Source organism: Streptomyces sp. NPDC053474, assembly GCF_044544845.1.
GTDB lineage: Bacteria > Actinomycetota > Actinomycetes > Streptomycetales > Streptomycetaceae > Streptomyces.
Genome location: NZ_JBITXV010000012.1, coordinates 151,929 through 165,579, shown reverse-complemented (window position 1 = coordinate 165,579; position 13,651 = coordinate 151,929). Strand labels below are relative to the sequence as shown.

Genomic DNA, 13,651 nt, shown 5'->3' with positions numbered 1-13,651 from the left:
TGGCACGGGCGACACCCCCAGATCTGCCCCAAGCAGCCGGGTGACCTCCCCCTTCGCCGCCTCCAGGAGGATCACGGTGAACGTACGCACCAGAAGCTCGGCGATCGTCGGCGCCCTCTGCCTCGTCGCCTCCCTCGCCCTGACCACGGCCTCCGCCGACGAGCGCGTCGCCCCGCCGCGGGCGGCGAAGGTCGCGCTCACGAAGGTGGCCACCGCCCAGAACCCCGTCGCCGGAACCCCGGGACCGGGCGGCACGGTCTGGATAGCCGAACGCGCGGGCACCGTCAGGCCCCTGGACGCCAAGGGCCTCGGCAAGCCCGTCCTCGACATCTCGAAGGAGACCACCACCGACGGTGAGCGCGGCCTGCTGGGCATCGCGTTCGACAAGAGGTTCGCGCACTTCTACATCTCGTTCACGAACCTCGAAGGCACCAGCGTCGTGGACGAGTTCGCCGTACGGCACGGCAAGATCCGGCCGGACACGCGGCGCACCGTCCTCACCCAGACGCAGCCGTACGCGAACCACAACGGCGGCGACATCAAGTTCGGCCCGGACGGCTACCTCTACATCGCCTTCGGCGACGGCGGCGCGGGCGGCGACCCGCACGGCAACGGGCAGAACCTCGACACCCTCCTCGGCAAGCTGCTGCGGATCGACCCGAGGGGCGGCAAGCCGTACGCGATCCCGCGCGACAACCCGTTCGTCGACGACCCGAAGGCGAGGGACGAGATCTGGTCGTACGGGCTGCGCAACCCCTGGCGGTTCTCCTTCGACGCGGGCACGGGCGACCTGCTGATCGGTGACGTCGGCCAGAGCGCCTGGGAGGAGATCGACTGGGCCCCGGCCAGGAGCAAGGGCGGCGAGAACTACGGCTGGTCGCGGATGGAGGGCACCCACCCGTTCCGCGGCGGCACGGAGCCCGCGAACCACGTCCCGCCGGTCCACGAGTACGACCGCAACGGCCTCGGCTGCTCGGTGACCGGCGGATTCGTCTACCGGGGCCGGGCCGTTGCGGCCCTGCGGGGGCAGTACGTCTACAGCGACTACTGCGACGGCACCCTGCGCACCCTGAAGATCGAGAACGGCAAGGTGACCGGCACGAGCGACCTCGGCGTCAACGGCGGCGAGGTCGTCTCGTTCGTGCAGAGCCGCCAGGGCGAGCTCTACGTGCTCGACCTCGGCGGCAGCATCCACCGCATCGACCCGGCGTGACGTCGGCCCCGGGCGCGCGCGGCGCGTAGGCGAGCGCCCCGGCGGTCGACGGGGCTAGCCGGGCCGGTGCTCCCCGGCCCTCCCGAGTGCCGCCAGGCGGGTCAGCGCGGGCAGTGCCGCGGCCAGCGCCTGGCGGTCCTCCGGGGCGAGCCGCTCGACGAGCGGGGCCAGGTGCCGGGTGCGGTCGTCGTGGCGGGAGCGGCCGATGCGTCGGCCCGCCTCGGTGATGTGGACGAGGACGGCGCGCCCGTCGCTCGGGTCGGGTCGGCGCTCGACCAGGCCGTCGCGCTCCAGGCGGGTGACCAGCTGGGTGATGGCGGGCTGGGTGAGCTGCTCGGTCCGCGTCAGCTCGGTCAGTCGCCGGGGGCTGCCGCCGAAGGCCAGGGTGTCGAGCACCGACAGGGTCGTGAAGGGGTGCTTCTCCAGGGTGGGCAGCCGGATGTAGAAGCGATTGAAGTCCTCAAGGGCCGCGGTGAAGGCGTCCACGTCCAGGTCGGGGGTGTGCGGGGCGGCGCTGCCCCGCGCGGTGTCGGCATGCGCGTTGTGGTCCACGGCCAAAATATATCGCGTCTCTTATATAAGCGGCTTATGCTGTTCGTGGTGGCTGCCTCGCGGAGCGTGTGGCGGGGCGTGCCCGCCACTTCGGCACGCGCCCGCGCGGCACGCCACGGCTCGGCGTGCCGCGCGGGAGCGCCCCGCGCAAGGACGACCAAGGAGAGACCATGACTGTCCGCATCGGCGTCAACGGCTTCGGCCGGATCGGCCGCAACGTCTTCCGCGCGGCGGCGGCCCGCGGCGAGGACCTGGAGATCGTCGCGGTCAACGACCTCGGCGACGTGGCCACCATGGCCCATCTGCTCGCCCACGACTCCCTGCTCGGCCGCTTCCCCGGCGAGGTGACGGCGGAGCCCGGCGTGATCCGCGCCGCGGACACCACCGTCCGGGTGCTGGCCGAACGCGACCCGGCCGCGCTGCCCTGGGGCGACCTCGGTGTGGACGTCGTCATCGAGTCCACCGGCGTCTTCACCGACGCCGCCAGGGCGCGCGCACACGTCGACGGCGGCGCCAAGAAGGTCATCATCGCGGCCCCTGCCAGCGGCGAGGATGTCACGGTCGTGCTCGGCGTGAACGACGACGCGTACGACCCGCTGCGCCACACGATCATCTCCAACGCCTCGTGCACCACCAACTGCCTCGGCGTCCTCGCCAAGGTGCTGCACGAGGCCGTCGGCATCGAGACCGGCATGATGACGACCGTCCACGCCTACACGCAGGACCAGAACCTCCAGGACGCCCCGCACAAGGACCTGCGCCGCGCCCGAGCCGCCGCCCTCAACGTCGTGCCGACCTCCAGCGGCGCCGCCCAGGCCATCGGCCTCGTCCTGCCCGAACTCCGCGGCCGCCTCGACGCGTTCGCGCTCCGCGTGCCCGTGCCCAACGGCTCGGTCACCGACCTGACGGTCACCACCACCCGCCGCACCACGGCGGAGGAGGTCAAGGCGGCGTACGCGGAGGCCGCGGCGGGCGCGTACAAGGGGCTGCTGCGCTACACCGAGGCCCCGCTCGTGAGCACCGACATCGTCGGCGACCCCGCCTCGTGCGTCTTCGACGCCGAACTCACCCGTGTCGTCGGCCCGCAGGTGAAGGTCGTCGGCTGGTACGACAACGAGTGGGGGTACTCGAACCGGCTCATCGACCTGGCGCTGCTTGTGGGCGGCTCCCTTCCCGCGTGAGGAACTGCGTGGCGGCCAGCCGCCGGTAGAGGGCGTCGCCCGCCAGGAGTTCGGGGTGGGTGCCCACCGCGCGGACCCGGCCCTCCTCCATGACGACGATCCGGTCCGCGGCGGCGACGGTGGAAAGCCGGTGGGCGACCACCAGGACGGTCGTGGTGCGGGCCGCCTCGGCCACGGCGTCGCGCAGCGCGGCCTCGTTGGCGGCGTCGAGCTGCGAGGTGGCCTCGTCCAGGAGCAGCAGCCGGGGCTTGCGCAGCAGGGCGCGCGCGATGGCCACCCGCTGCCGCTCACCGCCGGAGAGCCGGCCCCCGCGGTGCCCGACGGGGGTGTCGAGGCCGTGGGGGAGCCGCCGCACCAGGGCGTCGAGGCGGGTGCGGCGCACCACGTCGTCCACCTGGGCGCCGGTGGGGCACGGGACGCCGTAGACCAGGTTGTCGCGCAGGGTTCCGGCGAGGACGGGGGAGTCCTGCTCGACGTACCCGATGGCCGTGCGCAACCGCGCCAGCTGCCAGTGGCGGGCGTCGACGCCGTCGACGAGGACCTGCCCGCTGTCGGGGTCGTGGAAGCGCTCGATCAGGGAGAAGACGGTGGTCTTGCCCGCTCCGGACGGTCCGACGAAGGCCGTCGTGCCACCGGCGGGCACGGTGAACGACACCTGGTGGTGGGCGGCGGCCCCGCCGTCGCGGTAGGCGAAGCACACCCGGTCGAAGGCCACAGTCGCGGGCCCCGCCCCCGCCCGGGGCGGCACGGTGGCGCCGGGGCGGGCGTCCACGGCCTCGGTGGCCATCGACTCGACCTCGTGGATGCGCGCGGCCGCCGCCGCGCCCATCTGGAACTGGCCCACGGCCTCGGCCAGTTGACCGACGCGCGGGGCCAGCGAGAAGAGGTACAGCAGGAAGGCGACCAGCGACGCGACCGGGACGGCACCGGAGGCCACCCGTGCGCCGCCGACCCCCAGCACGACCAGGAACGACAGCTGGACGGCCAGGGCGGAGGCGGTGGCCGCCGTGGACTGCCAGACCGCGGCGCTGACCCCGGTCCGCCGCGCGCGCTCCGCCACCGCGCGCAGCCGGTGGCTCTCCTGCTGCTCGGTGCCCGCGGCCTTCACCGTACGGAAGGCCCCCAGGGCGCGTTCGAGCCCGGACCCCAGGGCGCCGACGGCCTCCTGGGTCCGGCGGGTGGCGCGACCGATGCGGGGGGCCACCGCGCCGACCGCGAGCCCGACCAGGGCGATCACCAGCAGCGTGACGCCGAGCAGCACGAGGTCGAGCAGGCCCATCAGGACGAGGGTGGCGAAGGTGAGGACGGTTCCGGTGACGGCGGCGACCGTTCCCTCGACGGCGATCTGGCGCAGCAGCGTCGTGTCGGACGTGGCCCGGGCGATCAGTTCGCCCGGCTCGTGACGCTCCCACTCCGGTACGCGCAGCCGCAGCAGACGGTCCGTCAGGCGTTGGCGCGTGCCGCACAGGACGGCTTCGGCGCCGCGTTCGAGGACGTAGTAGCCCACGCCGACGACGAGCGCGCCGCACAGCACGAGCACGCCGAGGAGCGCCAGCGGCCCGGCCGTGGAGCGGCCCTGCGCGAGCCCGTCCACCAGCCACTTGGCCGCCAGCGGCTGGAGCAGCGCGAGCCCGCCGCCCACGAGGTTGAGCGCGGTGCCGGTGGCGAGGGCGGCCCGCTGGGGGCGCAGCGTGCGCAGCAGGGCCCGGCGGCCGCTGCCCGCGGGCGCCGCCGGTGCGTCGGGGCGCGGGGGCACGCCGTCTACTCCACGGTGAAGAAGCGCTGGAAGTAGTCGCGGGGGCAGCCCTCGCCCACGAGGACGCCCTCGGCCTCCACCCAGGCGTGCGCCGCGAACGGCGGGCGGGTGCGCACCCCCACGCACCACGTGGGCCACTGGCCGCGCGTCCGGCACAGCAGGACCGTGGCCAACGACCGCGCCAGACAGCCCTTCTGGCCCGCGCAGGAGAGGCTGACGGTGACCACCGTGGTGCGCGCCGCCTCGGCCTCGGCGGCCGTCGCGGGCCGGGCGCCGCGGCGCAGCAGGGTCAGCAGCGAGCGGATGCGGCCGGGCGGCTGGGCGGCCAGCAGATGGGCCAGCGCCACCGCGCACCGGGTGGCGAGCCGACCGGGCAGCGGGACGGAGCGCGGGTCGTGGGGAACCGCTTCGGACAGGGTCATGCGTCGTCGCCCTCCAGACTCACAAGCCGCGCCGAACGCAGCTCGTCGACGATGCGGGCGACGTCCTGCTCGGCGGTTTCGGCGGTCACGTCGTACTCCCCGGTCAGGGCCCGGACCGCGTCGTCGGTGGAGCGGCCCTGGACGAGGCAGCGCAGGACGCAGGCGGCGGTGGGGTTGAGGGTCCAGTAGTCGCCGCTGCGCTGGTCGAGCAGCGCGGCGCCGTACTCGGTCTCGGTCAGCAGGACGGTGGGCCGCAGTGCGAGCGCCATGTCTCACTCCTCGGGCGTGCGGATGAACCGCGAGCGGTGGTGGTCGTACGGGCGGTGCGCCGGACGGTCAGGGACCGGCGGGGGCGGGCGCCGTCCGCCGGGAGCGCAGCCACACCTCGCAGGCCACGGTCGGGTGCAGCAGGTCGCTCTCCAGCTCCGCCGACAGCGGCCGGGCACACCAGGCGCGCAGGGCCCGCGCGTCGATGAGCCCGAGCCGGGCCAGGTGGGACTGGTCGCACAGCGCGAGGAGACCGGCCCGGTGCGCCCGCAGACCGGCCTCCTCCTCGAAGGTGGCGTTGGCCTTGGTGGCGCGGGTGCGCACGGCTTCGGGCACGGTGCCGCGCATCGCCTCCACGATCAGCGGCTTGTAGCGCCAGGGCGTGATGCGTTCCCGCGGCGCCACCGCCAGGCAGGCCTCGACGACCTGGTCGTCGTAGTAGGGCGCGGCGAAGGTCACGCCGTGGGCAGCGGAGATCTGGTCGATGTAGCGGGCGGTCCGGGACAAGGAGGCCATCGCGGCCAGTTCGCGGTGCTCGCCGTGTCCGCGGCCGAGCGGCCGGGCCGACGGCGCCCGGTCGCGGAGGAGTTCGCGTACGGCCGCGACCGCGTCGGGCGTCGCCCAGGGCGGCATGCGCGGTGGCACGGCCCAGTCGAGCAGCGGTTCGTCCACGGCGGGCGGCGGGTCGGTGAGGTGGTCGGCGACGCGGCGCAGCCAGGAGCCGTAGCCGCGCCGGTCGCACAGGGCGCGCAGCACCCGGTGCCGGGGCCAGCGGTACTTCGCGGTGTAGCCGCGCAGCTGGCGCAGCGCGGCGGCCGGATGCCCGGGCAGCAGGGCGTGCAGCCGGGCGGGGGTCCCGGCGAGGAGTTCGTCCCCGCCGAGGCCGCTCAGATGCAGCCGGGACCCGCGTGCGGCGGCCAGCTCAAGCAGGCACATGCGCCGGTTGCGGTCCACGGTGATCGGGCTGGGGCCGTCCAGGACGTCGTCGAGCGCGTCCAGGCCGTCGTACGTCATCGGCACCGCGTCGGCGGATACGACGTGGTGCTCGACGGGGCCGCCCCCGTCGACGGCCGCCACGGCGGCGAGGGCGTCGATGGTGCGCCGGGCCCAGTGCACGTCGTCGCCGAGTGCGTCGTGCTGGGCCACGGTGTAGGCCACGACGGGCGTCCCGGAGCGGACGGCGGTGCAGCACACGGCGGTGGAGTCGAGGCCTCCCAGGTCGGCCGTCACCAGGTCGCGGCCGCGGGTACGCACGCGCACGGCGGCGCTGAGCGCGTCCCGCAGGGCGGCGGCCCCCACGGCGAGGGGCACCTCGCCCTCGGGCGGGGACCACCAACGGGTCTCGCGGGCCGCTCCGCCGGGGGGCAGCGTCAGGCTGTGGCCGCCCGCGACCGTGTGCACTCCGCGCCACAGGGGCTGCCCGGACAGCGGGTGCAGCATGTCGAGGGTGAGCAGCTCCACCGCGAGGCGCCGCTCGTCGAGCGGCGCCCCGATCAGGTCCGCCAGGACGTCGGCGCGGTCGCAGGCGAGCGTCACCGCGTCGCCCGCGGCACCGGTCCTCGCGTGGTAAACGCGCCGTACGCCGATGGCGCCGCACCGCACGCGTACCTGTCCGGCGACGGAGCTCACCAGGTGGAAGCTGCCCGGCCAGGCGGCGGCGCGGCGGTCGAGCGCGCCGGGGGATTCCGCCACGGCCGCCGCGCGGTCCGCCTCCCCGGGCGACACGGCGTGGTCACCGATGACCACGATCCGCGCCCGGCCCCGGCCCCCGCACGTCGCGGTGGACGGGGCCCAGCGGCCGATCAGCCACGGCCGTCCGGAGGGGTGGTGCAGCCGGCGCGTGGTGTGGGGGAGGGCGGCGCGTGCGACGGGGGCCGCGGCGTCGGTGTCGGGCAGGACGAGGAACCAGGCGGGCGCCGCCCGGAGGGAGAACAACGAGTCCACGGCATACCCCTCTTGGGGCCGCACGGCCACCGGTGGGCGACGGTCCGTGCGACGGATGAGCGGGGGCGGAAGGGCCGGGTGGCGGCCAGGAGCCACCACCCGGCGTCGGGCCGACTACGGCGCCGACCGGATCAGATCAGAGGAGCTGCTTGCGACCGAGAAGGTCCTTCGGACCCCTGCTTCCCGCGCCGGTCACCTTGCGGAAGCCACCGGCCTTGGCCAGTGTGGGGCGTTCGTAGGTGCGCATGAGATTCTTCCCTCCTGCTCGCTCGTTTTCGGGGACGTACGTGCCGCAGGTCACCTGCCATGGAAATTCTGAAGGGAATTGAGCGGTGCCTGTGCATTTCCTCCGAAGCGCCGCATGCCCTCCTGCGCGTCAGGTAAATGCAGAGATTCAGGAATTCCGGATCCGTTTCCTCCGGTCCGCGCGGATCTCACGCCACCGGAGAAGTGTGCCGGGCTCCGTGAATTCCTGTCCCGAATTTCCGGTGCCCTACGTTAGGGAGAGGGTCACATCATCACAATGGGTCGCGCAGGGTGCCGGGTTGCACTCCGCCGGACGTGCGCCCTGAGCCGCCGGAGTGCGCTCCCGCGTGGGCACTGCCGGTGGCGGAGGTGCGGAAAACACCGACAGGGCCCTGTCGTTACTCGAAGTCGCAGCCCGGGTTGGGCGCGTCCTGGGAGAAGGGCGCGCCGTGCGGCAGTACGTAGAGGACCTGGAGCACGAGGTCGGTGGTGCCGCGGTTCTGGCCGAGGTGCACGTGGTCGGCGCCCGGAGGCTCCTGGAGGGTGCTGCCCTCGGGATGCACCCCGCTGGAGGCGCAGGTGGCGTCGAAGTGGCTGAGGGTTCCCTGCTTGACGCGGGCGTACAGCGTGCCGTCGTGGTAGTGCCATCCCGTGGCCTGACCGGGCGGGATGGTGACCTCGCGCAGGATGTAGTCCCGGTCGCCGACGGTGGTCCGGGCGATGACCTTGCCGACGACGCCGGGTCCGCCGGGGGTCGCGTGGGCCGCGCCCGCGGGAAACGCGAGAGCGACGAGGACGGCGCCGATCGCTCCGAGCCGTGACAGATGGCGCATGACGGTCCCTCCAGGGTGGTGTGATGGACAGGCGTCCACCCGGCGGACACCGGGCGGACGGTGGTCAACAGTGTGGTGCCCCTGGGGTACTTGAGTCCGCCGAACCGCGCACCGGATGAGCGCCACTGGCGCCGCGTCCCCCGCGCGGAGCCGCCCGCGGGGAAGGGCGGCTCCGCGGAGGCGGGCGTCTCAGCCGAACTGGCCGGGCTTGTAGCTCCCGGCGGGCTGCTGGTTGATGACGTTGATGCGGTTGTACGCGTTGATGAGGGCGATCAGGGAGATCAGCGCGGCCAGTTGGTCCTCGTCGAAGTGCTTGGCCGCGTTCGCCCAGGCCTCGTCGCTGACGCCGCCCGCCGCGTCCGCCGTGCGGGTGCCCTGCTCCGTGAGCTCCAGCGCGGCGCGCTCGGCCTCGGTGAAGACCGTGGCCTCCCGCCAGGTGGCCACCAGGTTGAGCCGCCGGGCGGTCTCACCCGCGTGGGCCGCGTCGGTGGTGTGCATGTCGGTGCAGAACCCACAGCCGTTGATCTGGCTCGCGCGGATCTTCACCAGTTCCTGCGTCGCGCGCGGGAGAGCGGAGTCCGACACCACCTTGCTCGCCGAGTTGATGTGCTTGAGGACCTTGGCCCCGACTGCGTTGCCGAAGTAGTTCAGGCGTGCGTCCATGGTGTGCTCTCCTCGCCGTAGTGGTGGTTCACCAGTACTGACCGGACTGACCCGGTCAGTTGTGACAGGGCGAGGTGGGTGACCTGCGCCACACGCGGCGCGGTCCATGGAAGGGCGCGGAGGGCGCCCGCCCGCGGCGGGCTCAACGCGCCATGTACCGGTCGAGTTCGCGCGCCCGCTCCCGCAGTCGGGCCGACCACTCCTCGTCCTCCCACTCCGCCGCGACACCGGCCCGTTCGGCCAGGGCGAGCACCGTGGCGAGGAACCCGTCCGTCAGGGCGAGGACGACGGCGTGATGGGTTCTGCGGTGGTGGGCCACCAAGGCGTTGACGAAGTCGCCGAACACATCGGGGTCGATGTGTGACTCGTCGTTCTCCATCGGGCCGACGCCGGAGGGCACGCCGAGCTCCGCCTCGAAGACCTCCACCTGGCGCAGGAACAGCCGCGCCGCTCCGCCGGAGGGGTTCCACAGCGTCTCGTCGCCCATCTCGAAGTACTGGCTCACCTGGGGCCTTTCGGATCGGGTGGCAGGCAGCGGGATCAACGGCCAAGATCGTACGACGTACCGCGACCCAGCGTGATCAAACCTCGGAACTTCGCCCCGGAAAGCCACATCCTCACGGCCAAGCCGTCACTGTCAGTAGTGTGCGGTCGTCTCACCGCGAGGAGCCGGTCGTCGATCGCAGGGGTGCGCGCCCCGCGCCGGAACTCCCCGCGGCTGTCCGGAATGTGCGGGTGCCGTTCGTCGCGTCAGTAGCATTTCCCGGTAGCTGTACGAGGACGCGCCGTTACCGGGCACGGGGGACTGGAGGACTGGTGGACGCGCGGAACACACGAGCCGACGTCATCGCGTCGGGGCACGGGCCCGCGGTCGCGTCGCAGTCGACGCGTCAGCTGCGGGCCACCGGGATCGGGGCGGTGGCCGTCCTGCTGTGGGCGTCCCTGGCCCTGGTCACCACGCTGACCGGGCGGATCCCGCCGTTCCAGCTCACCGCCATGGCCTTCCTGGTCGGCGGGCTCCTCGGGCTGCCCCGGGCCGTCCGCGGCGGCGCGGCGCTCGCCCGCGGGCTGCCCGGCGGCGCCTGGGCGCTCGGCATCGGCGGCCTGTTCGGCTACCACTTCTTCTACTTCCTGGCCCTGCGCAACGCCCCCGCGGTCGACGCGGGACTCATCGCCTATCTGTGGCCGCTGCTCATCGTCGTGTTCTCCGCGGCCCTGCCCGGCGAGCGGCTGCGCTGGTGGCACACGGCGGGCGCGGTGCTCGGGCTCGGCGGCACCTTCCTGCTCGTCACCGGCGGCGAGGGAGTGCACCTGCGGGGCGAGTACCTGCTCGGGTACACCGCGGCCGCCGTCTGCGCGGTGGTGTGGTCGGCGTACTCGGTCGCCAACCGCCGGTATCCGCAGGTCCCCACGGACATGGTCGCCTTCTTCTGCCTGGCCACGGCGGCCCTCGCGGCCGTCTGCCACCTGGTGTTCGAGGACACGGTCCGGCCCGACGGCTGGCAGTGGCTCGCCGTGCTGGCCCTCGGCCTCGGCCCGGTCGGCGGCGCCTTCTACGTCTGGGACCACGGCACCAAGCACGGCGACATCCAACTCCTCGGCACCTTCTCGTACTTCGCTCCGCTGCTGTCCACCGCCCTCCTCGTCGCCACCGGCCGCGCGGACGCGAGCTGGCCCGTCGCCGCCGCCAGCGTGCTGATCGCCGGTGGTGCCACACTGGCCTCGGCGGACGCCGTGCGGGCGGCGCGCAGGCGGGGCCATGCCGGGCCCAGCCGCCCGCGAGGGGGCTGAGCCCGGCCGGGTCAGGCGTCCACCGGCCAGGTGCCCCGGCGGACCATCTCCACCACCTTGTCGGCGCCGTTGGCCCGGACGAGCAGTTCCAGACGCGCGCGCTCGATGTCCTCCGCGCTCCACTTGTCGGTGGCCATGGTCCCCTTCTCGTGCGACCAGCCGTTGTCGTAGTGGCGTACGACGTAGTCCTTCTGGAAGTCCCACATCTTCGTGCCCGGCAGCGGCGTGACGATGAAGGGGTTGGCGTAGGCCATGCCGTGGCCCATGAGCGTGACCGCGTAGTCGATGGTCTTCTCGATCTGCTCCAGCGACTCGATGTACGGCTCGTCCCCGGGTCGCTCGGGCGGGTTGACGAACCCGAGCATGAAGCCGCCGGTGACCTGGATGCCGTACTCGGTGAACATCTCCACGATGTCCCCGGTCGCCTTCTGGAAGGCGTTGAGCCGGGGCTTGCCCGACTCCACGAGGCTGTCCTCGTTGGCACTCTCCACCGCGAGGTAGACGCTGTAGCAGCCGCCGTCGGCCATGGCCTTGATCAGGTCCCGGCAGGTGAGCCCGGCCCGCATCGCCGCGAGGACGTTGCGGAAGTTGGGGTTGCGCCGCTCGGCCTCGTCCATGCCGTCCGCGAACTCGGCGCCCAGGTGCAGCAGCACGAGGTTGAACAGGCTCAGGCCGCCCTCCTCGACCCACGGCAGGTCGTGCTTGCGCAACAGCTTGAAGGTCTCCATCGCGTACAGCGGGTCGTGCAGCAAGTGGTCGTCCTCGATGAGGACCTCGGTCACGCCGTGCTTGCGTATCTCGGCCAGGTGCAGATCGAACCAGTCGGTCCCGAGCGCCCGCCACGGCCCGTTCACCATCGGGATGTAGCAGAAGTCGCAGCCCACGTTGCAGCCGATGGTCGAGAAGATCTGCGCCCAGGAGCCCCGGTCGCGCACCCGCTTGCCCGAGGAGTGGTAGGCCTGCTCGTACTGGCGCATGTCCAGCATGCCGAAGTCGGGCAGCGGCATCATGCCGAGCCGCTGGTCGAGGCCCTGGCGCTTGGGCAGGATCCGCATGTACGGCGACATGGCGGTCGTCCGCACGACGGACCCGTCGGCGCGCCGGTAGGCGACGCCCGGCACGGCGTCGACGTCACCCTCCGGCTCGGTCAGCGCCTGAAGGAGCGCGGTGAAGGTCTGGTCCGCCTCGTTGATGACCACGTAGTCGAAGGGGGAGTCCGGCACGGCGTACCGCCAGTCGCCGCTGGGGTGCGCGCCACCGGTGACGGTCACGATCTCCGGGGAGATGTCCTTGATCAGGTCGGCGAGGGCGCGCGCGTTGCCCCACTGGACGGTGTAGATGCACTGGACGCCGACGACATCGGGGTCGAACTCCTCGATGACGGCCCGCAGTTGCGTGTCGTCGAGGCCGTAGCGCACCAAGGTGCTGCCGCCCCCGAGGTCCACGAGCCGACGCTCCTGCTCCCACCCGGCGAAGGGCGAGTCGACGATGCGGACGTCGAAGCCGGAGAGGCGGGCGTTCGCCGCGATGCGCAGCAGCCCGATCGGTGTGCCCGCCCGCTTCATGACCTCGAACGTGTCCAGGCCGAGCGCCCGGAAGCTGCTCCTTTGCGGGGAGGGCTCCACGACGCGGGTGTACGAGGGGACGAGGAGCAGCACGCGGGGCGACTCCCCGCTGGCGCGCCGCCGGGTGCCCGACTTCGACGTACGCAGGGAGGGTCTGCCCAGGTGCCGCAGGGCGGCGCGTTCGGGCGCACTGGAGAACTTGATGGACGGTTTCTCTATGAGCACGGGCGCATGGGCATCGGTACGCGTCATGAGCGCTCCATCTGTCCGCGGAATGATGTCACCGGTGAGTTCGCTTGATCCGTCCGATCGACGTGTTCGCTTGATCCGTCTTCTTGACGTGGCTGCTGGATCTGTCCGCTTGACCTGGCCGATTCGAACGGAGAATTTGTTCAGATCGTGACCGTCTCCCCCCAGTGAGGACAGGGTTCCGCGGCGAATGGCGTGAACCAGCGCATGTGGCTTTGTCCAACTGGTCTGCGAGGATTTGATGATCTGCGAAAAGCGACCCAGGGGGCCCCATGCACCTCGCCACTCCCGCTGTCTCCCGGCTCGGCCGTCTGCTGGCCGTCGGCGGCGCTGCCACCGTCCTCGTCCTCGGCGGGAGCGCCGCCGCGCCCGCGCCCGCGGGGCGGACGGCATCCGCCGTCGGCGCCTCGGTGCACTCCGGCCCGTACGGTCAACTCCGCACCGTCGCCGCGCTCTCCGCCGACCGCCTCGCCACCGCCGACCTCGTCGCCGCGGCCAAGTACGGCACGGGCAGTCCCATCGACGACCCTGCCCGTGAGCAGCAGGTCCTGGACGCCGTGGCCCGCCAGGCGGAGGAAGCGGGCGGGAACCCGGAGGCGACCGTGCGCGTCTTCCGCGATCAGATCGAGGCGAACAAGCTCGTCCAGCGCGCCCTGCACCGGACGTGGGACGCCGCCCCCTCGACCGCACCCACCGAGCGGCCCGACCTCGGCAAGGTCCGCGAGGAGATCAATCGCGTCAACGGAGAACTCGTCCGCGCCCTCGCCGCGTCGACGCCCGCGCGCACCGCCCCGTACTGCGGCGGGCTGCTGACGGCAGCCGCCCTGCACGTACGGCACGAGAAGGGCCTTGACCCCGTGCACGCGACAGCTCTGCGGAGAGCCTTGCCGTCCGTGTGCGGATGAGCGAGCGGTGGCGAGAAGTCACCCCTGAATGGATGCACGTCGGCATACACCTCCCCCAGCACGT

14 protein-coding genes are annotated in these 13,651 nt (G+C 72.8%); 4 read left to right on the top strand and 10 right to left on the bottom strand.

What is annotated here, in order from left to right:
- Positions 1 to 76: 76 nt before the first annotated feature.
- Positions 77 to 1,213, top strand: a complete 1,137-nt coding sequence (locus ACIG3E_RS27690; RefSeq protein WP_399621813.1) for a PQQ-dependent sugar dehydrogenase — start codon at positions 77 to 79, stop codon at positions 1,211 to 1,213.
- 54 nt (positions 1,214 to 1,267) lie between these two features.
- Here the strand turns inward: ACIG3E_RS27690 and ACIG3E_RS27685 are convergent, their stop codons facing one another.
- On the bottom strand, positions 1,268 to 1,765 hold the full coding sequence (locus tag ACIG3E_RS27685; protein ID WP_399621811.1) for a MarR family winged helix-turn-helix transcriptional regulator: 498 nt from the start codon (positions 1,763 to 1,765) through the stop codon (positions 1,268 to 1,270).
- Positions 1,766 to 1,935: 170 nt separating this feature from the next.
- Between ACIG3E_RS27685 and gap the strand changes: the two genes are divergently transcribed.
- Entirely contained in the window at positions 1,936 to 2,946 is a 1,011-nt protein-coding gene (gene gap / locus ACIG3E_RS27680) for a type I glyceraldehyde-3-phosphate dehydrogenase (protein ID WP_399621808.1), read from the top strand.
- Here gap and ACIG3E_RS27675 read toward each other — a convergent pair.
- The 8 genes from ACIG3E_RS27675 to ACIG3E_RS27640 form a co-directional block, all read right to left on the bottom strand.
- Positions 2,903 to 4,702: an ABC transporter ATP-binding protein gene (locus ACIG3E_RS27675; RefSeq protein WP_399621805.1), complete on the bottom strand. Its 1,800-nt coding sequence runs from the start codon at positions 4,700 to 4,702 to the stop codon at positions 2,903 to 2,905. The genes gap and ACIG3E_RS27675 overlap by 44 nt on opposite strands.
- Positions 4,703 to 4,707: 5 nt before the next feature.
- Positions 4,708 to 5,124, bottom strand: a complete 417-nt coding sequence (locus ACIG3E_RS27670) for a lasso peptide biosynthesis B2 protein (protein ID WP_399621803.1) — start codon at positions 5,122 to 5,124, stop codon at positions 4,708 to 4,710.
- Positions 5,121 to 5,393, bottom strand: a complete 273-nt coding sequence (locus ACIG3E_RS27665; RefSeq protein ID WP_399621801.1) for a lasso peptide biosynthesis PqqD family chaperone — start codon at positions 5,391 to 5,393, stop codon at positions 5,121 to 5,123. Before ACIG3E_RS27665 ends, ACIG3E_RS27670 begins: the two co-directional genes overlap by 4 nt.
- Before the next feature lie 67 nt (positions 5,394 to 5,460).
- Positions 5,461 to 7,335, bottom strand: coding sequence for a lasso peptide isopeptide bond-forming cyclase (locus ACIG3E_RS27660; protein ID WP_399621799.1), 1,875 nt, complete (start codon positions 7,333 to 7,335; stop codon positions 5,461 to 5,463).
- A gap of 136 nt (positions 7,336 to 7,471) precedes the next feature.
- A complete protein-coding gene (locus ACIG3E_RS27655; RefSeq protein WP_399621796.1) occupies positions 7,472 to 7,582 on the bottom strand; it encodes a keywimysin-related RiPP in 111 nt (36 codons plus the stop codon).
- Positions 7,583 to 7,979: 397 nt separating this feature from the next.
- Positions 7,980 to 8,414, bottom strand: a complete 435-nt coding sequence (locus ACIG3E_RS27650; RefSeq protein ID WP_399621794.1) for a cupin domain-containing protein — start codon at positions 8,412 to 8,414, stop codon at positions 7,980 to 7,982.
- A gap of 189 nt (positions 8,415 to 8,603) precedes the next feature.
- A complete protein-coding gene (locus tag ACIG3E_RS27645) occupies positions 8,604 to 9,077 on the bottom strand; it encodes a carboxymuconolactone decarboxylase family protein (protein WP_399621791.1) in 474 nt (157 codons plus the stop codon).
- Positions 9,078 to 9,219: 142 nt separating this feature from the next.
- Entirely contained in the window at positions 9,220 to 9,582 is a 363-nt protein-coding gene (locus ACIG3E_RS27640) for a DUF6086 family protein (protein WP_399621788.1), read from the bottom strand.
- A gap of 311 nt (positions 9,583 to 9,893) precedes the next feature.
- Between ACIG3E_RS27640 and ACIG3E_RS27635 the strand changes: the two genes are divergently transcribed.
- Positions 9,894 to 10,868 carry a DMT family transporter gene (locus ACIG3E_RS27635; protein WP_399621785.1) on the top strand — a complete coding sequence of 325 codons (975 nt, stop codon included), beginning with the start codon at positions 9,894 to 9,896 and terminating at the stop codon, positions 10,866 to 10,868.
- Between the two features lie 11 nt (positions 10,869 to 10,879).
- Here the strand turns inward: ACIG3E_RS27635 and ACIG3E_RS27630 are convergent, their stop codons facing one another.
- On the bottom strand, positions 10,880 to 12,685 hold the full coding sequence (locus ACIG3E_RS27630; protein ID WP_399621782.1) for a B12-binding domain-containing radical SAM protein: 1,806 nt from the start codon (positions 12,683 to 12,685) through the stop codon (positions 10,880 to 10,882).
- A gap of 269 nt (positions 12,686 to 12,954) precedes the next feature.
- Here ACIG3E_RS27630 and ACIG3E_RS27625 point away from each other — a divergent pair, with 269 nt between their 5' ends.
- Positions 12,955 to 13,587 (top strand): chorismate mutase, encoded by a 633-nt coding sequence (locus tag ACIG3E_RS27625; RefSeq protein WP_399621779.1) that lies wholly within the window; start codon positions 12,955 to 12,957, stop codon positions 13,585 to 13,587.
- The last annotated feature ends 64 nt before the right edge of the window (positions 13,588 to 13,651 follow it).